This is a genomic window from Devosia aurantiaca (genome assembly GCF_011058215.1).
GTDB lineage: Bacteria > Pseudomonadota > Alphaproteobacteria > Rhizobiales > Devosiaceae > Devosia > Devosia aurantiaca.
The window spans coordinates 388,334-408,368 of record NZ_JAALFG010000003.1; the positions used below are offsets into that span (position 1 = coordinate 388,334).

The window sequence follows — 20,035 nt, forward strand, 5'->3', positions numbered from 1 at the left end:
ACGATGGCGGTCGATAGCGCAAGCGTCGATTCCATGGTGGATTTTTACTACGACAAGGGGGCCGATGGCCTGACCATCCTGGGTATCATGGGCGAGGCGCCCAAGCTCACCCAGTCCGAAGCCATCGAAATCAGCCGCCAGACCCTCAAGCGCTCCGGCGACAAACCAGTGATCGTCGGCGTCTCGGCCCCCGGCCTTGCCGCCATCGAAGAGCTCACCAAGGCAGTCATGGACTTGGGCGCCGCCGGCGTCATGGTCGCTCCGCCCGCTTCGCTCAAGACCGACGACCAGATCTTTGGCTACTACCAGAACGTCGTCGACGCACTGGGCACCGACGTGCCACTGGTGCTCCAAGATTTTCCGCTGGTCACCGGCATTCACATCTCGTCCTCGCTACTCGGCCGGATCGTCGAGGCCATGCCCTCGATCGTCATGCTCAAGCATGAAGACTGGCCCGGCCTCGCCAAGATTTCCGATATCCGCAACGCCGAGGCAAAGGGCCGTCGCCGCATCTCCATCCTGTGCGGCAATGGTGGCGTCTTCCTGCCCGAAGAAATGGAACGCGGTGCCGATGGCGCCATGACCGGTTTCGCCTTCCCTGAAATGATGGTCGACGTCGTTCGCCATGCGGGGAAGGGCGAGATGGATCGCGCCCAGGACTTGTTCGACGCCTATCTGCCTTTGGTGCGCTACGAGCAGCAGCCCGGCCTTGGCCTCGCCGTGCGCAAGCATACGCTCGCCAAGCGCGGCGCTATCGCGAGCGCCACCCAGCGTCGTCCCGGCGCAATGCTTGCCCCCAAGGCGATCGCTGAAGTCGAACGCCTGATCACCCGCCAGACCAAAAAACTTGAGGCTTTGTCGTAATGGATTTCGGACTTTCCGGTAAGCGCGCCCTTGTCCTGGGCGCAAGTCGCGGTCTTGGCGCAGCCAGCGCCGCAGCCCTCGCCGCCGAAGGCGTTACTGTCCTCCGTGCATCGCGCTCGGGCGACTATCCCGTCGATCTCGGCGACAAAACCGCCGTCGCCGCCCTCATCAAAAAGGTCAAGGCCGAGGGCGGTGTCGACATCCTGGTCAACAATTCAGGCGGACCAAAGGCCGGCCCTGCACAAGGTCAGGCAAGTGCCGACTGGCTCGCCGCCTTCGAAACCATGGCGACATCGCTCTATGCGATCACCGACGCGCTCCTGCCGCAGATGATCGAGCGCAAGTTCGGCCGCATCATCACCGTAGGCTCGTCAGGCATTGTCGCGCCGATCCCCAATCTCGCCCTGTCCAATGCCGTCCGCGGCGCCATCGCCGGCTGGTCCAAGACCCTCGCCAGCGAAGTCGCTCAGCACGGCATCACCGTCAACATGGTTCTGCCCGGCCGCATCGATACCGATCGCTTGCGCGAGCTCGACCAGGGCAAGGCCAGCCGCACCGGCGCTAGCGTCGAGGCGGTACAAGAAGCCTCCGCAACGAAATTCCGGCCGGTCGCTATGGCCGTCCCGAGGAATTTGGCGCCGTGGTCGCGTTTCTTGCCAGCCAGCAGGCGAGCTATGTCACCGGCAGCATGCTCCGTGTCGATGGCGGCATGATCAAGGGGCTCTAGGGCGTGGACTACGGCTTCGACACCCAGATCGACCGGCGCAATACCGGCAGCAACAAGTGGAGCAAATACGCCTCCGACGTGTTGCCGATGTGGGTGGCGGATATGGATTTTGCGGCCGCTCCGCCGATCGTCGAGGCGATCGCAGAGCGGCTGCGCCATCCGGTTTTTGGCTATTGCTCGGCCAAGCCCGAACTGCGCGAGCAGATCGTCGCCGACATGAAGGCCAAATATAATTGGACGATCACGCCCGACGACATCGTGTTTTTGCCGGGCGTCGAACCGGGCTTCAACATGGCCATCAAGGCCTTCGTGCCGCGCGGCAAGACACTTGTCATCCAGACCCCGATCTACCGCCCCATCCTGATGGCGCCGCGCCATTGGGATCTGTCCAAAGTCGATCTTCGCGTTGACCAGCCCGTCGACGAACAGGCTTCGGTGCTGGCGCTGGCCGATGCGGTTCTCCTTTGCAATCCGCACAACCCGACCGGCAAGGTCTACAGCCGAGAAGACCTGCTCGCCTTGGCCGCCGCGACCGGCGACAAACCGATCATTGCCGACGAGATCCATTGCGAGCTGCTCTATGACGGGCTACGGCACATCCCGATCGCTTCGCTTGATCCCGCCATTGCCCGGCGCACCGCCACCCTGATGTCGGCCGCCAAGACCTACAACATCCCAGGCCTCAAGGCCGGCTTCGCCATCGTCACCGACAAGGCAATGCGCGAGCACTTCAATGCCTCGCGTCTGGGCATGGTCGATAGCGTCAATATTCTGGGGCTCGAAGCCTCGCTCGCAGCCTTTCGTGACAGCACTGACTGGCGTGACGCGGTCGTCGCCTACCTCCAGGCTAATCGCGATTATTTGGTCGAGGCCGTGGCTGAGCGTCTGCCCGGCGTCACCCTGCTGGCGCCGGAGGCGACCTATCTCGCCTGGCTCGATTGCAGCGCCCTCGGCCTCGCCGATCCACAAGCCTATTTCCTCGAACACGCCCGTGTTGCCTTTAGCAGCGGCAGTGACTTTGGTGTCCAGTATGCACAATTTGTTCGGCTCAATTTTGGCTGCACCCGGCAAACCTTGGAAGAGGCTCTGAACCGCCTCGCTGGTACTCCGGTCTTCACCAAAGGCCGATGACCTTGTGAGCAGCGGAACTTATCCAGTCGCGCTAGCTCCGGGCGTCAGTCCTGAAATCGAGCCGCTTTTTGCTCCGGCACCCGATCCGCGACGGACGTCCCCACTTACTCAGCAGCGTGTGCTTGCGCCGTCGCACATCCCCAATTCTAGACGATAGGGCTAACATGGCCTTCCTCTCCGACGCCGCCTTGCGGATTGCTCCATCGGCTACCGTTGCCATCTCGACCCGGGCCGCAGACATGAAGCGCGCAGGCCGGGACGTCATCGCACTCTCCTCCGGCGAGCCTGATTTCGACACCCCTTTGCATATTCAAGAAGCGGCGTCCCGAGCCATGGCTCAAGGTAAGACGCGCTATACCAATGTCGATGGTGTGCTCGAGCTTCGGGAAGCCGTTGCAGCCAAGTTTCGGCGCGACAACCACCTTGATGTAACGGCCGCTGACTGCATGGTCTCTACAGGCGGAAAGCAGATCATTTTCAATGCCATGCTGGCAACGCTTAATCATGGCGACGAAGTTATCGTCCCGGTGCCTTACTGGGTCAGCTATCCCGAGATCGTACGCCTCTGCAACGCCACTCCGGTTTTTGCCATGGCGGATGCGTCGACCGGGTTCAAGCTGACGCCGGAAGCGCTTGAGGCTGCGATCACGCCGCGCACCAAGTGGCTCTTGCTGAATTCTCCAAGCAACCCGACTGGCGCCGCCTATAGTCGCAATGAGCTCAAAGCACTGGCCGCTGTGTTGATGCGGCACGAGCACGTTCACATCCTCACCGACGATATTTACGAGGCATTGATCTATGATGGCGGCACCTTCGTCACCATAGCTGAAGTCGAGCCGGCGCTTATGGAGCGCACATTGACGATGAACGGCGTCAGCAAGAGTCACGCCATGACCGGATGGCGGATCGGATACTGCACCGCCCCTCGCACGCTTTTGTCGACGATGATCAAGCTGCAGGGGCAGTCCACCACCAACCCGTCCTCGATTTCGCAATGGGCGGCGGTGGAGGCCTTGACAGGACCACAAGGATTTCTGGATGACTGGCGCGCCCGATTTCAAGCGCGCAGAGATCTGGTGGTCGACGGCCTCAACGCCGCTCCCGGCATCGAATGCTTGATCCCCCAAGGAGCATTCTATGTCTTTCCCTCCGTCAAAGGTCTGATCGGCAAGACCAGCGAAACGGGAAGGGCCTTGGTGGATGACGAAGCGCTGGTTAGCGCCCTGCTCGAAGAAAAGGGCGTCGCCCTCGTCCACGGCGCTGCCTTCGGCCTGCCGGGATACATGCGCCTTAGCTATGCAGCCTCCGATAAGGACCTTGAGGCTGCCGTGACACGCATCCAAGAATTCGCCAATGCTGTGCGCTGAGGCTGCAGCTCTTTCAGAACATAGAAAAGCTGTTCGCGATTTCGTTTTGCGTCGCCTTGCCGGCAATTAGCCCGGAGAGGAGAAGGCGAGATTTGATGGCGGACAATTCGCCGGCAAATATGCCGCCAGCGGCTTTGAGCGTCACTGCGCCGCTGTCGCCGCCATAGATCTGGTCGGTGCGTCCTTCCGGGCAGCGGGAAGCGATTACAACGGGAATGGATGAACCAACGAGCTTTGCCACCGCTGCGGCAAAGCCCTTTGGCGCATTACCACGGCCGAAGGCTTCCAAGACTACTCCGGAGACGTTTTTCGTCGCACAATATTCGAGGTAGTCGGGGCTCGACCCTAGACCCGGCTTGACAAGCTCGATGCCTTCGGCCAGCCCATGATTGTCTATGCATCGTCGCGCTGAACGTCGACCGATGAAGACGGTTTGCTGGTCGATGAAGCCGAGCTTGCCATAGCCGGGCGAGCGGAAGGTATCGACCCGTGAAGCATGGGTCTTCGTAACCGTGGCGGCCGCATGGATATCACCTTCGAAGACCACCAATGTGCCAAGGCCAACGGTCTGGGGAGATGCTGCGACGCGGACGGCATCGGCGATATTGCGGGGGCCATCGGTATCGACCATGTCGGCATGCCGCTGGGCACCTGTGAAGACAACCGGCTTGTCGCTACCGATCAGCAGGTCTGAAACGAAGGCGGATTCTTCCATGGTGTCGGTGCCGTGGGTAACGACGACACCGTCACAATCGCTGCGTTCAAGGTGGGAGGCGACGCGAAGGATCAGCCGATGCAGCGTCTGCAGGTCAAGCGCGTAGCTGCCGAGCGCGGTGAAGTCATCGACCTCGACCGCGATACCCTCAAGTGGGTCGTGGAGGGTTGCCAAAAGGGCGGCGCCTTTTCGATCCGCAATCACCGATTGGTCTTGTGCCCGGCCCGAGGCAATGGTGCCTCCCGTGGCCACGATGACAATGCGTTTCATCCCAAAATTCTCCGTTCGCCAGCTTGGGCCGGTGCAAGTGCGGGCGCCCGCCTCAGGCTTTGAAATACATCGAAGGAGTGCTGCACCAAAGCCGGATCGAGATCACTGAGAATGAAGACCAGACGCGAGCGGCGGTCCTCGTCTGGCCAGGCAGACATATGCACCGGGGAGTGGACGAGGCGTTGTACCCCATGGATGGCCACCGGTCGTTCACTGCCGGCAACGTTGAGAATGCCCTTTACGCGCAACACCCTGTCGCCATGGCGATTTAGCAGCATGGTCAGCCAGACGCCGAATGCCGTCCAATCCAGCGCATCGTCGGTCACGATGGAAAATGAGCGGATATCGGAACCATCGACGTGGTGATGCCGGTGATCCTCCTTGGCAAACGGCGCGACGCGAAGGTCGTTAAAGTGTGTGTCGAGCAGCGCGTCGGCCGACATGGTCTGAGCATCCTGGATCGCGGCTGCAGGATTAAGCGCGCGTGCCATGGTCTTAAGCGCACAAATTTCGGCTGGCGCGGCCAGATCGGTCTTGGTCAGAATGACGGTATCGGCTGCCGCAAGCTGTCGCAGTGCTTCCTCTCTTGTGGACAGAAGGCCGTGGCCGTTTACAGCATCGAGAGTGGCAATCACTGCGCCGGCTACGAAATGGCTGCGCAGCACCGGGTGGGCGCGGATTGTGGAGAGAACGGGATAGGGTCGGCCAAGCCAGTGGTTTCGATGACGACGCGGTCAAACCAAGGGACTTCGCCGCGAGCACGCATGGCGTGAAGATTGAGGAGGGCATCGGCGATTTCGCCCCGCACCGTGCAGCAAAGGCAGCCTGACTTCATCAGCACGACATTGGCGTCGATGCGGTCGAGGAGGTGATGGTCGAGACCTACCTCACCGAACTCGTTGATCAGCACGGCGGTGCCGTGGAGGTCGGGGTGGTCGAGAAGGCGCTGCAGCAGCGTGGTCTTGCCGGAGCCCAAAAATCCGGTGAGGAGATTGATGGTGGTCGGCGTCATGGCCGCGACTTGAGGCGGGCCAGCAGCGCCGGGTCTAGCGGGTCGAAGGAGACGCCGCCCAACGCTTCGGCTTCGGGCCAGAGATGCGAAAGGCTATCGAAGACCTTGGCCTTGCCGGTTGCGGTGCGCAGCACATACTGGCGGCCGTGCCAGTCGCTCAGCTTCATGCGTTGGGTGGCAAGGATCGCGTTGACCGTATCCTGACGCTGGGCAGCTTCACGGCGGCGAGCCAGGCGGTCGGTATTGGGCGAATAGGTGCCCTCGCGCGACACCGCGCTTGACCAATGATCGTCGCACCCCAGGATGCCGCATAGGGAGCACATGGCGTCAGGTGCGGGGCGAGCGGCGAGCGAAGTCGTCGGCCATTTCGTCCATGGTGACGAAGCGGACGCCTTCGTGGCCCTTGATGTATTCGATCAGCCGCTCGAGCATCAGCAGCACCTGCGGGCGGCCGGCGACGTCGGGGTGGATGGTCATCGGAAAGACCGCGTAGTCCATCTCGCGATAGACCCAATCGAACTGGTCGCGCCACATCTGCTCGATATCGCGCGGATTGACGAAGCCGTGGCTGTTGGGCGCGGTTTTGATGAACATCATCGGCGGCAGGTCATCGAGATACCAGTTGGCTGGAATTTCGATGAGGTCGGTTTCGGCGCCGCGCACCAGGGGCTTCATCCAGTCTTCCGGTCGCGCCGAATAGTCGATCTTGGTCCAGCTATCGCCGACGCGGACGTAATAGGGCGTGAAGTCGTCGTGCATCAACGAGTGGTCGTACTTGATGCCGCGCTCGAGCAGGAGTTCGTTGGTGACGGTGGAAAATTCCCACCAGGGCGCGACATAGCCGGTCGGGCGCTTGCCGCAGAGCTCGGTGATGAGGGCGATGGATTTGTCGAGCACCGCCTCTTCCTGCTCGCGCGTCATGGCGATGGGATTTTCGTGGCTATAGCCGTGCATGCCGATCCGTGGCCTGCATCGGCGACAGCCTTCATCTGGGCGGGGAAGGTCTCGATCGAGTGGCCGGGGATGAACCAGGTGGTCTTGATGCCAGCGCGCTCGAAGAGCTTGAGCAGGCGCGGGGAGCCCACTTCGCCCGAAAACATGCCGCGTGAAATGTCGTCGGGGCTGTCTTCGCCGCCATATGAGCCGAGCCAACCGGCGACCGCATCGACATCGACGCCAAAGCCCACGAGGATCTCTTTTGCCACGATTGTTTCCTTGAAAAGGGCCGATCAGGCCGGTGCAAATTGAGCCAGGGCGCCGTCGTAGCGCTTGGCGAGGGGAGGGGCGTAGGGGCCCTGTTTGCTGGTGCGCAAGCCGAGGGCCACGAGCGCTTCGGCGTGCTTTACCGCAGCGCCGACACCGTCGATGACGGGAAGGCCGAACTCGGCGGAAAAGGATTTGACCAGGTCGGCCATGCCGGCACAGCCAAGAACGATGGCCTCGGCACGATCGTCGGCTATGGCGCGACCAATTTCGGCGCGCAATTTCTGGCGGGCGTCGGAATTGGGATCTTCGAGCGAGAGAACGGGCACGTCTGCAGCGCGAATGCGGGCACGCGCAGCCATGCCGTAACGGTGCGCAAGCTCTTCGATAGGGACGCGCGAGCGTTCCATGGTGGTGACGACGGTGAAGCGCTTGGCAATGAAGGCGGCCGTCACCATCGCGGCCTCACAGATGCCGATCACCGGGATGGAAAGCATGGCGCGCGCTGCGTCGAGACCGGTATCGTCGAAGCAGGCGATAATGGCGGCCTGAGCGCCGTCACGCTCCGCCAAAGTCAGTTCATACAGCAGGCCCGGGACCGCGAAAGCCTCGTCGTAATAGCCTTCGATTGAGGCCGGACCCATGCTGGAGGTGATAGGCACGATCTCGGTATCGGCGCCGGCCACGAGGCGCGCGGCATGGGCGATGGTCGCGGTCATGCTGGCGGTGGTGTTGGGATTGATGACGGCGATGGTGGTCATGCCCGGGCTCGGCGACGGTTGACCAGAAGGATGGTGCCGAGCGTGGCGAGGATAACAAGAAAGGAGAAGGCAGTGGTGACCGTGCCCAAGGCGTAAAGCACCGGCGTCGTGACATTAGTCGTCATGCCGTAGATTTCGAGCGGCAGGGTGTTGGAGCTGCCAGAAGTCAGAAGCGTGCGGGCAAATTCATCGTAGCTCAGCGAGAAGCCGAAGAGCCCAACGCCGATCAAGCTCGGCGCGATCATGGGCAGGACCACATGGGCAAAGGTCTGCCAGGGACTGGCGCCAAGATCGCGTGCGGCCTCTTCATAGGCGGGTGAGAATCGGTTGAATACGGCGAACATGATGAGGACGCCGAACGGCAAGGTCCAGGTGAGGTGGGCGCCGAAGCCGGAACTGAACCAGTTGGGCTGCACCCCGATCTGCTGGAACAGCACGCCGATGCCCAGCGAGACGATGATGGAGGGCACCACGAGACTGGCGACGGTGAGATAAAACAGCGGCGAGGCGCAGAGGAAGCGGTGCCGAAAGGCTAGGCCGGCCAGCAACGAGACGAGCACCGTGGCCGCCATAACCATGAGGCCGAGGATCAGGGAGCGGGTGAAGCTGGCGCCAAAATTGCCGACCGCCTGGGTTTCGAAGAGGTTCTGAAACCAGCGGGTCGAGACGCCGTTTAGTGGGAAGGTCAGGCCGCCCTGGGGGCCCTGGAAGCTCAGTATGAACACGGCCGATAGCGGTCCATAAAGGAACAGGACGAAGAGACCGAAGAAAACGGCGAGGACGTAGAAGCCGGCGCTGCGCTTGTCGCTGCCCATCCTAGAGCTCCTTTCGGATATCGACGATGCGGAGGATGCCGGCGACCATCAGCAGCACCAGCACCAGGAGGACAATGGCGTTGGCGGCGGCGGCCGGGTATTGCAGCAGGCTCATCTGGTTGCGCATCATCAGCGCTACCGAAGCGGATTGGCCGCCGCTCATCACCTGTACGGTGGAAAAATCGGCCATGACCAGCGTCACGACGAAGATGGTTCCGATGGCGATGCCGGGCTTGGCCAGCGGCAGGATAACGTTCCAGATGATCTGCCAGTCCCTGGCGCCACCATCGCGGGCCGCTTCTACCAGTGATTTGTCGATGCGCATCATGGTGTTGAAGATCGGGGTCACCATGAAGAGGGTGTAGAGGTGAACCATGGCGAGAATCACTGCGAAATCGGAATAGAGCAGCCACTCGATGGGCTGTTCGATGACGCCGGCGCCGACAAGACCCGAATTGATGATGCCATTCCGGCCGAGCACCGGAATCCAGGAAATCATGCGGATGATGTTGGACGTGAGGAACGGCACCGTGCAGACCAAGAAAAGCACCATCTGCATGGCGGCGGTGCGCACGTGGAAGGCAAGGAAGTAAGCGACCCAGAAACCGATGAAAGCGGTTGCTGCCCAGACGATGGCGGCAAATTTCAGCGTGTTTCCGTAAGTCTTCCAGGTAACCCAGGAGCCGAGCGTTTCAGCGTAATTAAAGGTGAAAAAGCCGGGATACATGCCGGCGAAATCGTAATCCCAGAAGCTGACGACCAGCAGCAGCAGGATCGGGATGGCGAGAAAAAATCCAAGGATGAGCAGCAGCGGCGTCGCCTGGAGGTAGGGCGTTGCGCGGGCGAGTAAGGCGTTCATCCGACCATTTTCTCCTGCTTGTGCCGCTTAGGGACGTGCCCTCGGGTGGACCCGAGAGCAGTGGTGCGTGTGGAAAGGTTAGACAACCTTATGCTTCGAAATGGGGGCGCCGGATCGCGCCCGTCGTTGCCTCAGGAAGCGATAAATTCGTTCCAGCGGCGGACCATGTAGCGGTCCTCGTCCATCACCGAGTTCCAGCAGGCGACATTGCCCATGCGCTCGAGGAATGAGCCGCCATCGCGAACGGCGCCGGCCTGTTCCATGACGGTGCCGTCGGGGGCCTTGATTTCGCCCTGCGCCGGCTTGCCGTCGATCCAGTAACCCCACTCGTCTTCGGTCATGTATTCCTTGGCGGTGTCCATGGCAGCCGAGTAGTAGCCTTGGCGGTTGAGATAGCCGCCGACCCAGCCGGAGGTGTACCAGTTGATGTATTCGTAGGCGGCGTCGAGTTGGGCGCCCTGGAGGTGCGCGGCGAGGCCTAGACCGCCGCCCCAGCTGCGATAGCCTTCCTTGAGGGGCTGGTACTTGCAGGCGATGCCCTTGGAGCGCACGGCAGCGACAGCCGGCGACCACATCGACTGGATGACCACTTCGCCCGAGCTCATCAGGTTCACTGATTCATCGAAGCTCTTCCAGAAGGCGCGGAACTGGCCATCCTGCTTGGTTTGATCAGGAAATCGATGGTCGCATCGATTTCGGCCTGGGTCATGTTGCCCTTGTCGGCATAGGTGATGTTGCCCATCGCCTCCATGATCATGGCAGCGTCCATGATGCCGATGGATGGGATGTTGAGGATCGACGTCTTGCCCTTGAAGGCCGGGTCCATGATGTCGGCCCAGGTGGTGATTTCGCGGCCGACGAGGTCTGGGCGGATGCCGAGGGTGTCGGCATTGTAGATGGTGGGGACCATGGTGAAGAGGTCGGTCTCGCCAGAAGCGAAGGTCTTGCTGTCCATGGCCTCGACATAGCCCACCGTGTGTGGCGCGGTGCCTTGAGCAATGACGCTGTCGGGGGTGAGCTTGCCGGTCTTAAAGAGCGGCACGATCTTGTCGTAATAGGTCAGGCGCGAGATTTCCATCGGCTGGATGACGCCGGTGGGGAAGACCTTTTGAGGATCCAGTATTCGATATCGGCGATGTCGTAGCTATCGGGCTGGGTCACGGCGCGCTGGGCGGCGGCATCGGAGTCGGTGGCCGTCATTTCGAGCGTGATGCCGAGGTCTTCCTTGCACTTTTCGGCAATGGCATTGAGGTTGGACACACCGGTGCCGAACTGGCGCAAGGTGATGGGGTTTTGGGCCCAGATGGTGGGGAAGCCTGTGATGGCGCCCGAGCCGATGGCCGCGCCCGCCGCGGCGGCAAGGCCGCCCTTGAGCACGTTGCGACGCGAAATTTCGGTCTTCTTGTTCAAGTCTGTCATAGCCAGATTTCCCTGTGTGCTGGTTTTGATTTCAGGCAGTCGGGCTGCCGAGAACGATGGCGTCCCCGGCATCCCAGCAGAGCGGCACGGCATCCCCGATGGCGACGGGTGTCGCCTGGAGCGCCTTGTCGGTAACGATGGCGGTGAACTCGGAAATACCGCCCCCTTCGATGGTGAGCTTGCTGGTACCGCCTCGATATTCGAGGTTGGTCACAAGCCCGGTGAAGCCCAGACCTCGGTCTGTGCTCTCTCCGATCCGGACGTGGTCGGTGCGGATGGCGATGTCGATCGGCGCGCCCACCGGCCGGGTTTCCCCATAGGCCGAAAGCGTCGTGCCGCCGGGCACGTCGAAGCTCACCACGCCGTCGGCGGAGCCGGTGACGTGACCGGAGATGACGTTGTGATCGCCCATGAAGCGAGCGACGAATGCGGTCGCGGGCCGCTCGAAGACCTCGCGCGGGCTGGCGGCCTGCTCGATGCGGCCGTCGCTCATGACGACGATCAGATCGGCGAGCGCCATGGCCTCTTCCTGGCTGTGGGTCACGTGCACGAAGGTGATGCCGAGCTGCTGCTGCAGCTTTTTGAGCTCGGCGCGCATGCGGATCTTAAGAAAAGGATCGAGCGCCGAAAGCGGCTCGTCGAGCAGCAGGGCTTCGGGGTCGGTGATCAGCGCGCGGGCCAGCGCAACGCGCTGCTGCTGACCGCCAGAAAGTTGGGCAGGGCGCCGGTCGGCGTAGCCGTCCATCTGCATGAGCTTGAGCATGTCGAGGGCACGAGCGCGACGCGTGGGCTTGTCGACGCCGGCCATCTTGAGGCTGAAGGCGACATTGTCGACGAGATCGAGATGGGGAAAGAGCGCATAGGATTGAAACATCATGGCTGTACCGCGCCTCGCGGGCGGCAGGTTAGTTACGACATCGCGGCCGAGGACGATGTCGCCCTTGGAGACACTTTCGTGTCCGGCGATCATGCGCAGGGTCGAAGTTTTGCCACAGCCCGAGGGGCCGAGCAGGCAGCAGTAACTACCGGCAGGAATTTTGAGGCTGATCGCATCGACGGCAGTGGTCTTGCCGTAGATTTTGGAAACCGAGGCGATGTCGATTTCTGCAGCCTTGGTCATCAGCATTCCCCGTTGGTCGAGAAGTGCAATGCAGGGCGCGTGCCAGTTCGTGGGTGAGAGCGCAACGTACTGACGCGATTAACAAAAGCTTCAGGACAAGAATTGATGAAGAAATGTTCATCGCTAGGTTTTGATCAAACCGTGAGCAGATTCGAAACTTTTGCCTAGATTGTATGCAATCTAAGCCCGGGTTGTATTCACGTTCTCTCTTCACTTCAAAAGCTTTGCCGCCTATGAGGGTCTTGCAAACGAGGTGTACGGATGGATTTCGGAGCAGGTGCCATTGGATCACCCGTGGAGGGGAGGACCGAGCGGCTGCCATTCGCGATCGGCTGCGCGACGCGATCGTCGATCGGCGACTGGCCCCGGGGACTAAGCTCAACGAGACCGAGGTCGGTGCGCTGTTCGACGTCAGCCGCACTGTGGTGCGTGCGGCGCTGCAGGCGCTGACCTATGAAGGACTGCTGACTTCTGAGCGCAACCGGGGCGCATTTGTAGCCTCGCCCACGCCTGACGAAGCGCGTCATGTCTTCGATGCACGGCGGCTGATCGAGCCGGGACTGGTGGCAGCGGCGATCAAGCGGCTAGGGCCCTCCGAGATTGCAGCCTTCCGTGCCCGGCTCGAAGAGGAAGATCATGTGCTGCATCAAACCGGGCCAATGGCGCGACGGGCAGAGATCAACGCATCGGGCGATTTTCACCTGCTGTTGGCGCGGGTAGCGGGCAACGCCATCATTCAGCGTTTCATGGAAGAGCTGTTGGCGCGCTCGTCGCTTGTCATCGCGCTTTATGGGCGCTCGGGCGCTTCGAGCTGCGGGCATGGAGACCACGCCAATATCCTGGCTGCCCTGGAGCAGCGTGATGCCGAGCGGGCATCGCAATTGCTGGTCAGCCACCTCGACCATATCGAGGCCGATCTCGACCTTCGGACGAAAGGCAGTCTACCCCTGCGCGAGGCGCTCGGGGGCAGGGCGGGCTAGGTCGTTCTGGTCGGCGAGTTGTTGGAGGCCGAAATAACTTCGGCCAATCGTTTTACGTGGCCGTGGCGGCGCCAGTACCAACACTAACTATAGCGACGGGCAATCAGCACGCTCGATATGAACCTCGATGATCAGGCCAGACGAGTCCGCTTGCCAAGCTCAAGTGGATTTGTCAGACATATGTCATTAGGCGGTTCTTGAGGGAAAAGAAGAACCGTCTCAGCGCCGGGCCAGCCGTCTCGGTGGCAATGAGAGTGATCATTGCGGCAGGCCTGGTTCTGCACGCGATGGCGCATGAGGGAACGTCCATTTGGCTCTTATCAAGGAGGGAGCTCTATGAATGCTTTTGTGAGACTGGCCGGCATCATGGTGACAGCAACTGCGCTGTCGGCGCCGGTACTGGCACAAACGACTGTGGTGGCGCCGAGTGGCAACACCGCCGGCACCTATATGGACTATATGAAGACGGTCTATGACCGCGGTACCGGTTCGGAACTGCTGCAGATCCCGATCGCCACCTTCAACAAGGAATTCGAACTGACCCCGATGGCGGCGGAAAGCTGGACCCAGTCGGAAGACGGCCTTACCTGGACCTTCAAGCTCCGCTCGGGCCTTGTCTGGTCCGATGGCGAGCCGCTGACGGCCGAAGACTTCGTCTTTGCTCTCCAGCATGCCGCAACCTCGGGCTATGACTTTGCCTGGTATTGGGATTTTGCCGGCGGCATCAAGGGCTGGAAGGAAGTCACCGAAAGCACTGCGGACGTCTCGACGCTTGGCCTCAAGGCCGTCGATGATCTCACAATCGAGGTGACGACCGTCGCCCCCAAGCCCTATCTGCCCTCCGTCACCAGTCTCTGGTACCCCGTGCCCAAGCACAAGGTCGACGAACTGGGCGATGACTGGTCGCTCGACGTCTCGACCATCGTTTCGTCCGGCCCGTTCGAAATCGAGAGTTGGGAAAAGTCGAACAACTCGGTGGTCCTCACCAAGTCCGATACCTATACCGGCCCCTGGTCGCCGCTGATCGACCGGCTCGAACTTGACCCGACGCTGAATGCGCCCGAAGTCGGCCTTCCCGCTTTCCTCGCCGGGGATGCAGATTACTCATTCCTCAACACCGGACAGGTGCCGGTGGCGACCCAGCGCTATCCTGACGGCATCCGCAAGAACGCCGTTTTTGCGACCTCGTATATTTCCTATGATCTCGATGCGGAGCCCTTCAACGACGTTAATGTCCGCCGCGCCTTCTATTATGCGGTCGATCGCGACGAGCTGACATCGACCGTGCTCAAGGACATCGCCATCCCGGCCGGCTCGATCCTGCCGCCCGGCTATCCTGGCTACAATCCAGACATTGCTGCCGAAGCCGTGTTCGACCCGGAAAAGGCCAAGCAGTTCCTTGCCGACGCCGGCTTCCCCAATGGCGAAGGTTTTCCGGATGTCGAGATCTGGTATCGCGAAGAAGGCGGATATAACGGCGCCATCATCCCGGCCATGGCACAATACCTTCAGGCCGAGTTCAAGGAAGTCCTGGGCATCACCCTCAACATCCGTTCCCTTCCGGGACCGGAATGGATGGATGGCCTTCGCGGCAAGAAGAACAATATCTTCATTGCGCCCTACGAATACGACTATCTCGATCCGTCCAACTTCTACGGCATCTTCTACAATGGCGGCCGCCACGGCTATTTCATTCCCGAATTCGACGAAATCGTCGCCAAGGCCGACAGCGACAGCGATTGGGACACGCGCTACCAGCTTTATGCTGATGCCGAACAGCTGATGATCGATCAGGGCCTGATCGTGCCCCTGGTGCATCCGGTGACCATCGCCGTGGTGTCGGACCAGTTGACCGGCGATGGCGTTTCGCCCAATTCGCTCGGCTTCACCCAGCTGGATCGTCTCGGCCACTACTTCTTCACGCATATTACGAAGCAGTAGTCTCGTTCGACGCGCTTCCCGGTTTCACCGGGGAGCGCCATCCAACAAGGGCCAGTATATGCCTCTCGTCGAAATCGAAGGCCTGCGCGTCAGCTTTCGCCAATATGGCGGCACGGTAGACGCCGTCCGCCATGTCAGCTTCAGCGTCAACGAGGGCGAAAGCGTCGGCATCGTCGGGGAATCCGGCTCCGGCAAGTCCGTCAGTTGCGCGGCGCTATTGCGCCTCCTGCCGGCAACGGCCGAAGTGGCAGCGACAAAACTCCGGCTCGACGGCGTCGATGTCCTCAAGGCCAACAAGGAAGATCTTGCGCGGCTGCGCGGCCGTTCGGCGGCGATGATCTTCCAGGACCCGATGACGGCGTTTGACCCGGTCTTCACCATCGGCCATCAGATTGCGGAAACGATCGAGGCGCATCGCAAGATCGGCAAGCGCGAAGCGCTGGCCGAAGCCGAGCAATTGCTGCTTCGCGTCGAAATCAAGAACGCCGCCGATGTGCTCGGCTACTATCCGCACCAGCTTTCCGGCGGCATGCTGCAGCGCGCCATGATCGCCATGGCGCTTTCTTGCCGCCCCAAGATCCTGATTGCCGACGAGCCGACGACGGCGCTCGACGTCACCATCCAGGCGCAGATCCTCCAGCTCATCAAGAAGGTGCAGGCCGAATTCGGCATGGCCCTGATCATGATCACCCATGACCTCGGCGTCATTGCCGAAACGGTCGATCGCGTCGTCGTCATGTATGGCGGCGAGATCATGGAGGAGGGGCCGGTCACAGATATTTTCGAGGCGCCCAAGCACACCTATACCAAGGCGCTGCTCGCGAGCCTTCATTCGCGCTTTGAGCCGTCCAAGGGCGATCCGGATGCGGTGGCGCCGGCACTCGAACTGCGCGGCTTGGCGAAATCCTATCACACGCGGCGTCGCAGCGGCTTTCGCGTCATCCAAGGCGAATTCCAGGCGGTGCAGGCGGTCGACGTGGTCCTGCCGCGCAATCGCATCGTGGCGATTGTCGGGGAATCCGGTTCCGGCAAGACCACGACCGGGCTCATGGCCATGCGGCTGACCGAGCCGAGCAAGGGTCAGATCCTTGTCGATGGTACCGATATTTCAGCGCTGGACGCTGCAGCGCTGATCCCCTTCCGCAAGCGCATGCAGATCGTCTTTCAGGACAGCTATTCCGCGCTCGATCCGATGATGACACTGACCCAGATCATCGCCGAGCCGCTGCATATTCATGGCATGGGTACGCAGCGCGAGCAGAGGGAGAAGGCCCTTAAATGGCTCGAGCGCGTGGGTCTCAATCGCTCGTTTGCGGGCCGTTATCCGCATGAACTCTCCGGCGGCCAGCGCCAGCGTGTTGCCATCGCCCGAGCGCTGATTCTTGAGCCGACGGTGCTTGTAGCAGATGAGCCGACCTCGGCGCTGGACGTCACGGTAAAGGCGCAGATCATCAATCTGCTTAAGGACCTGCAGGCCGAACTCGGGCTTTCGATCCTGTTCATCAGCCACGATCTGTCCACGGTCAAATCCCTGACCGACAGCGTCGTGGTCATGTATCGCGGCCGCGTCGTGGAAGAAGCTCCGACCGAGCGGCTTTTTGCCGATCCGCGGCACCCCTATACCCGCGCGCTCCTCGATGCGATCCCGGCGACCAATCCGCGCGAAAAGCGTTTGCGCACCTTCCTGTCGTCGGAAGAAATCGGCGCCCGGACTCCGCGTTATACCGTCATCCAGACCGGCAGCGCTCCAAGTGCCCATCCGCAACTCGTCACCGTCGCCCCGGGTCACCGGGTCGAAGCGATCGTGACGACCTGAGGAGACCAGCAATGCTTGCCCATATCCTCCGCCGCATTCTCTCGGTCGCCTTCACCTTCATCGTTGTGTCGATCATCATCTTCTTGATGATGCATTCCGTCCCCGGCGGTCCGTTCGATGCCAATGACATGCCAGTGTCTGAGGCCGTCCGCGCCAGGATGATGGCGCAGTGGGGCCTCGATCAGCCACTGCATGTTCAATATCTCAACTACATGTGGGGCGTGCTGCATCTTGATTTCGGCGTACCGTTCCAAAGCCCGGGCGAGACGGTGGTGCAGCTGATTTCCCGCGCCTGGGTGCCGAGCCTTATCCTCGGTGGCTCCGGCGTCTTGATCGGCGCACCGCTCGGCATCCTGCTCGGCATGGCAGCCGCGCTCAATCGCAATTCGTGGATCGATTATGTTGCGTCGACCGTGGCGACGCTCGGGCTCACCATCCCGGTCTTCGTCACCTCGATGCTGCTGATCCTGATCTTCGCCGTCTGGCTCAACTGGTTGCCGGCAAGCGGCTGGCCGCAGCCAAACCGCTGGATCCTGCCCATCGCCTGTTATGCCGCAATCCCGCTCGCGACCTATGCGCGCTATACGCGCTCGGCCGTGCTCGATACGCTTAACCGGCCTTTCGTCACCGTGCTCCGCGCCAAGGGTCTGAGCGAGCGCCGCATCATCTTTCAGCACGTAATGCGCAATTCGGCGATTCCGCTGGTGACGGTGTTCCTGCCTATGTTCATCGGCACTGCCACTGGCTCGATCTTCGTCGAAGCCATGTTCCGCGTGCCGGGGCTGGGTGCCTACTTCGTTTCCTCCATCGAGGTGCGCGATTATACGCTGCAAATGGCGCTGATGCTGCTGATCACCTTCATGTATTGCCTCGCCTACCTCCTCTCCGACATTGCCTATGCGTTGCTGAACCCGCGCATCCGTGTAGGAGGCGCCGAATGACCAACCTTACCGCACCGGCACCCATTGCCCGCATACGCAGCCCGCTCTGGTTCGCCTGGCGCCGGTTCCTTTCCAACAAGGCGGCAGTTGTGGGCGGCGCGACACTGGCCGTGCTTATCCTGATGGCGATCTTCGCGCCGATCATCACGCCCTATAACCCTGAGGCTCAAAGCTTCCTCACGGAGGCCCTGGCCTTCCCCTCGGCGCAGCATTGGTTCGGCGTCGACAATCTCGGCCGCGATTTTTATTCGCGCATCGTCTATGGCTCGCGCGTCTCGCTGACCATCGGCTTTACCGCGGCGCTCTTCAGCCTGCTTGTCGGCATTCCGCTCGGGGCGCTGGCGGGCTATTTCGGTGGCCGGACCGATTGGGTGATCATGCGGATCATCGAGATTTTCTCGGTTGTTCCTCCGCTTCTCGCCGCATTGCTTCTCGGTGCAATCACCCGCGGCGGCTATGGTACCATCGTCTTCATCGCGGCGCTATTCGGCTGGGTACAGGTCTGTCTCCTCGTGCGGGCGCAGGTGAAATCCTTCCGCGAAAAGGAATTCGTGCGCGCCGCCCAGGCGCTCGGCGCTTCGCCCTGGTACATTATCCGACGCCACCTGATCCCCAATTCGATCAGCCCGATCATCATCGGCTTCGTGCTCGCCATTCCGCTCGCCATGATGCTTGAAGCCTCGCTCAGCTTTCTCGGCGTCGGCGTTCCCCCGCCGACACCGACCTGGGGACAGATGATCAACGAGGGCATCGACTTCATGTTCTTCTATTGGCATCTGGCCGTCTTCCCCACTGCCGCGCTCGCCATCACAGTGCTCGCGACCTCGCTGTTCGGCGATGGCCTGCGCGATGCGCTCGATCCGACCCTGAAAGGCCGCTAAACGTGTCCGACAATCTCGCCCGTCAGTTTCTCCTCCGCGAGGACGTGACTTTTCTCAATCACGGCTCGTTCGGCGCCTGTCCACGTCCGGTCTTTGAAACCTACCAGGCCTTTCAGCTCGAACTGGAAAGCGAACCGGTCGAGTTCCTCGGCCGCCGCCTTAATGATCTCATGCGTGTTCCCCGCGAAGCCGTCGCCGCCGAACTTGGGGCAGCGCCGACCAATATCGCTGCCGTCATCAACGCCACGAGCGGCCTCAACATCGTCGCCCAATCCCTGCCGCTCAAACCCGGTGACCAGATCCTCACCACCGACCACGAATATTCAGCGCTCGAAAAGACCTGGGCCTACGTCTGCCGCAAGACCGGTGCCGAAGTGGTCGTCGTCAAGGTGCCGATGCCGCTGGTGTCCGAGGAAGCCTTCACCGAAGCCATCGTCGCCGGCATGACCGATCGCACCAAGGTTCTGTTCCTCAGCCACATCACCTCGCCGACCGCGCTGGTCTTTCCCATCGAGCGGTCGATTTCGGAAGCGCGCAAGCGCGGGATCTGGTCGGTCATCGATGGCGCCCATACGCCCGGACATATCCCGCTCTCGCTCGATGCATTCGGTGCCGATTTTTATTCCGGCAATTGCCACAAGTGGATGATGACCCCCAAGGGCTCCGCCTTTCTTTACGCGCGTCCAGAGGTGCAGGGGCTGCTCGACCCGCTCGTCATCAGCCATGGATGGACCAAGAAATCCAAAGAGCCAGACGCGCTCGGCGCCTTTGGCAATTCCCCCTTTATCGACGGCATTGAAGTGCAGGGCACGCGCGACCCCTCGGCCTGGCTGACCGTTCCGGCCGCCATCCAATATCGCCGCGACAACGACTGGCCTGCCATACAGGATCACTGCCGCCAATTGGCACAGGATACGGCCCGCCGCCTCGGCGAGCTTACAGGCCTTGCACCCCTCAGCAGCCCAGAGTTTTCTGCGCCGCAAATGGTCGCCATGCCGATCCCGGAATGCGACACGGCCGAGATCCACAAGCTGCTGTTCGACCGCTATCGCGTCGAGATTCCGGTGTTCAAATGGCAGGACCATCATATCGCCCGCCTGTCGGTTCAGGGCTACAATTCCCGCCCACAGATGGACAAGCTGATCGACGCTCTCTCCAAACTTCTCGGCCTCGGATCGTCGCAGGGGCTTGCGGCACGCCTAGGCTGACAACG

At 61.4% G+C, this 20,035-nt stretch carries 16 protein-coding genes and 4 pseudogenes; 10 read left to right on the forward strand and 10 right to left on the reverse strand.

The genetic code is table 11. From position 1 onward, the window contains the following. Positions 1 to 33: 33 nt before the first annotated feature. From G5575_RS15220 to G5575_RS15235, 4 genes and pseudogenes are all read left to right on the forward strand, one after another. The gene (locus tag G5575_RS15220; RefSeq protein WP_328766275.1) at positions 34 to 864 is read left to right on the forward strand and encodes a dihydrodipicolinate synthase family protein; all 831 of its coding nucleotides are present in this window, start codon (positions 34 to 36) and stop codon (positions 862 to 864) included. After that, positions 864 to 1,591, forward strand: a pseudogene (locus G5575_RS15225) (SDR family oxidoreductase). Before G5575_RS15220 ends, G5575_RS15225 begins: the two are co-directional and overlap by 1 nt. 3 nt (positions 1,592 to 1,594) lie before the next feature. Then, positions 1,595 to 2,722: a MalY/PatB family protein gene (locus G5575_RS15230; protein WP_164535070.1), complete on the forward strand. Its 1,128-nt coding sequence runs from the start codon at positions 1,595 to 1,597 to the stop codon at positions 2,720 to 2,722. Between the two features lie 164 nt (positions 2,723 to 2,886). After that, the gene (locus tag G5575_RS15235; protein ID WP_164535071.1) at positions 2,887 to 4,089 is read left to right on the forward strand and encodes a pyridoxal phosphate-dependent aminotransferase; all 1,203 of its coding nucleotides are present in this window, start codon (positions 2,887 to 2,889) and stop codon (positions 4,087 to 4,089) included. A 13-nt stretch (positions 4,090 to 4,102) separates the two neighbouring features. Here the strand turns inward: G5575_RS15235 and G5575_RS15240 are convergent, their stop codons facing one another. From G5575_RS15240 to G5575_RS15280, 10 genes and pseudogenes are all read right to left on the reverse strand, one after another. Continuing rightward, positions 4,103 to 5,074: an asparaginase gene (locus G5575_RS15240; protein WP_164535072.1), complete on the reverse strand. Its 972-nt coding sequence runs from the start codon at positions 5,072 to 5,074 to the stop codon at positions 4,103 to 4,105. Next, entirely contained in the window at positions 5,071 to 5,565 is a 495-nt protein-coding gene (locus tag G5575_RS15245) for a GTP-binding protein (RefSeq protein WP_407924869.1), read from the reverse strand. The genes G5575_RS15240 and G5575_RS15245 overlap by 4 nt, the downstream gene beginning before the upstream one ends. 27 nt (positions 5,566 to 5,592) lie before the next feature. Continuing rightward, a pseudogene (locus G5575_RS21895) lies at positions 5,593 to 6,086 on the reverse strand (CobW family GTP-binding protein); the annotation flags it as partial. Beyond that, on the reverse strand, positions 6,083 to 6,358 hold the full coding sequence (locus G5575_RS15250) for a hypothetical protein (protein ID WP_328766283.1): 276 nt from the start codon (positions 6,356 to 6,358) through the stop codon (positions 6,083 to 6,085). The gene G5575_RS15250 and the pseudogene G5575_RS21895, both read right to left, overlap by 4 nt. A gap of 55 nt (positions 6,359 to 6,413) precedes the next feature. Further along, positions 6,414 to 7,291 (reverse strand): annotated as a pseudogene (locus G5575_RS15255) (polysaccharide deacetylase family protein). A 24-nt stretch (positions 7,292 to 7,315) separates the two neighbouring features. Continuing rightward, positions 7,316 to 8,050 (reverse strand): aspartate/glutamate racemase family protein, encoded by a 735-nt coding sequence (locus tag G5575_RS15260; protein WP_164535074.1) that lies wholly within the window; start codon positions 8,048 to 8,050, stop codon positions 7,316 to 7,318. Then, entirely contained in the window at positions 8,047 to 8,865 is an 819-nt protein-coding gene (locus G5575_RS15265) for an ABC transporter permease (protein ID WP_164535075.1), read from the reverse strand. Before G5575_RS15265 ends, G5575_RS15260 begins: the two co-directional genes overlap by 4 nt. Before the next feature lies 1 nt (position 8,866). Beyond that, positions 8,867 to 9,724, reverse strand: coding sequence for an ABC transporter permease (locus G5575_RS15270; protein ID WP_164535076.1), 858 nt, complete (start codon positions 9,722 to 9,724; stop codon positions 8,867 to 8,869). A 131-nt stretch (positions 9,725 to 9,855) separates the two neighbouring features. Continuing rightward, positions 9,856 to 11,143 (reverse strand): annotated as a pseudogene (locus tag G5575_RS15275) (ABC transporter substrate-binding protein). A gap of 31 nt (positions 11,144 to 11,174) precedes the next feature. After that, a complete protein-coding gene (locus G5575_RS15280) occupies positions 11,175 to 12,263 on the reverse strand; it encodes an ABC transporter ATP-binding protein (protein ID WP_164535077.1) in 1,089 nt (362 codons plus the stop codon). Between the two features lie 233 nt (positions 12,264 to 12,496). On the opposite strand from G5575_RS15280, the gene G5575_RS15285 reads away from it, so the two are divergent. The 6 genes from G5575_RS15285 to G5575_RS15310 all read left to right on the forward strand — a co-directional run bounded on the left by G5575_RS15285 (position 12,497) and on the right by G5575_RS15310 (position 20,030). Next, positions 12,497 to 13,243: a GntR family transcriptional regulator gene (locus G5575_RS15285; protein ID WP_164535078.1), complete on the forward strand. Its 747-nt coding sequence runs from the start codon at positions 12,497 to 12,499 to the stop codon at positions 13,241 to 13,243. A 336-nt stretch (positions 13,244 to 13,579) separates the two neighbouring features. After that, the gene (locus G5575_RS15290) at positions 13,580 to 15,184 is read left to right on the forward strand and encodes a peptide ABC transporter substrate-binding protein (protein ID WP_164535079.1); all 1,605 of its coding nucleotides are present in this window, start codon (positions 13,580 to 13,582) and stop codon (positions 15,182 to 15,184) included. 58 nt (positions 15,185 to 15,242) lie between these two features. After that, positions 15,243 to 17,000, forward strand: coding sequence for an ABC transporter ATP-binding protein (locus G5575_RS15295; RefSeq protein WP_164535080.1), 1,758 nt, complete (start codon positions 15,243 to 15,245; stop codon positions 16,998 to 17,000). A gap of 11 nt (positions 17,001 to 17,011) precedes the next feature. Beyond that, complete coding sequence (locus G5575_RS15300) at positions 17,012 to 17,941, forward strand: ABC transporter permease (RefSeq protein ID WP_164535081.1); 930 nt, start codon at positions 17,012 to 17,014, stop codon at positions 17,939 to 17,941. After that, positions 17,938 to 18,822: an ABC transporter permease gene (locus G5575_RS15305; protein WP_164535082.1), complete on the forward strand. Its 885-nt coding sequence runs from the start codon at positions 17,938 to 17,940 to the stop codon at positions 18,820 to 18,822. Before G5575_RS15300 ends, G5575_RS15305 begins: the two co-directional genes overlap by 4 nt. A 2-nt stretch (positions 18,823 to 18,824) precedes the next feature. Beyond that, positions 18,825 to 20,030, forward strand: a complete 1,206-nt coding sequence (locus tag G5575_RS15310; protein ID WP_164535083.1) for an aminotransferase class V-fold PLP-dependent enzyme — start codon at positions 18,825 to 18,827, stop codon at positions 20,028 to 20,030. Positions 20,031 to 20,035: the final 5 nt, after the last annotated feature.

Excerpts from the sequence above, each read along its gene's own strand:
- G5575_RS15220 (WP_328766275.1), top strand. The coding sequence starts at position 34 with ATGGTGGATTTTTACTACGACAAGGGGGCCGATGGCCTGACCATCCTG.
- G5575_RS15235 (WP_164535071.1), top strand. The coding sequence starts at position 2,887 with ATGGCCTTCCTCTCCGACGCCGCCTTGCGGATTGCTCCATCGGCTACC.
- G5575_RS15240 (WP_164535072.1), bottom strand. The coding sequence starts at position 5,074 with ATGAAACGCATTGTCATCGTGGCCACGGGAGGCACCATTGCCTCGGGC.
- G5575_RS15245 (WP_407924869.1), bottom strand. The coding sequence starts at position 5,565 with ATGGCACGCGCGCTTAATCCTGCAGCCGCGATCCAGGATGCTCAGACC.
- G5575_RS15260 (WP_164535074.1), bottom strand. The coding sequence starts at position 8,050 with ATGACCACCATCGCCGTCATCAATCCCAACACCACCGCCAGCATGACC.
- G5575_RS15265 (WP_164535075.1), bottom strand. The coding sequence starts at position 8,865 with ATGGGCAGCGACAAGCGCAGCGCCGGCTTCTACGTCCTCGCCGTTTTC.
- G5575_RS15270 (WP_164535076.1), bottom strand. The coding sequence starts at position 9,724 with ATGAACGCCTTACTCGCCCGCGCAACGCCCTACCTCCAGGCGACGCCG.
- G5575_RS15280 (WP_164535077.1), bottom strand. The coding sequence starts at position 12,263 with ATGACCAAGGCTGCAGAAATCGACATCGCCTCGGTTTCCAAAATCTAC.
- G5575_RS15285 (WP_164535078.1), top strand. The coding sequence starts at position 12,497 with ATGAGGGTCTTGCAAACGAGGTGTACGGATGGATTTCGGAGCAGGTGC.
- G5575_RS15290 (WP_164535079.1), top strand. The coding sequence starts at position 13,580 with ATGAATGCTTTTGTGAGACTGGCCGGCATCATGGTGACAGCAACTGCG.
- G5575_RS15295 (WP_164535080.1), top strand. The coding sequence starts at position 15,243 with ATGCCTCTCGTCGAAATCGAAGGCCTGCGCGTCAGCTTTCGCCAATAT.
- G5575_RS15300 (WP_164535081.1), top strand. The coding sequence starts at position 17,012 with ATGCTTGCCCATATCCTCCGCCGCATTCTCTCGGTCGCCTTCACCTTC.
- G5575_RS15305 (WP_164535082.1), top strand. The coding sequence starts at position 17,938 with ATGACCAACCTTACCGCACCGGCACCCATTGCCCGCATACGCAGCCCG.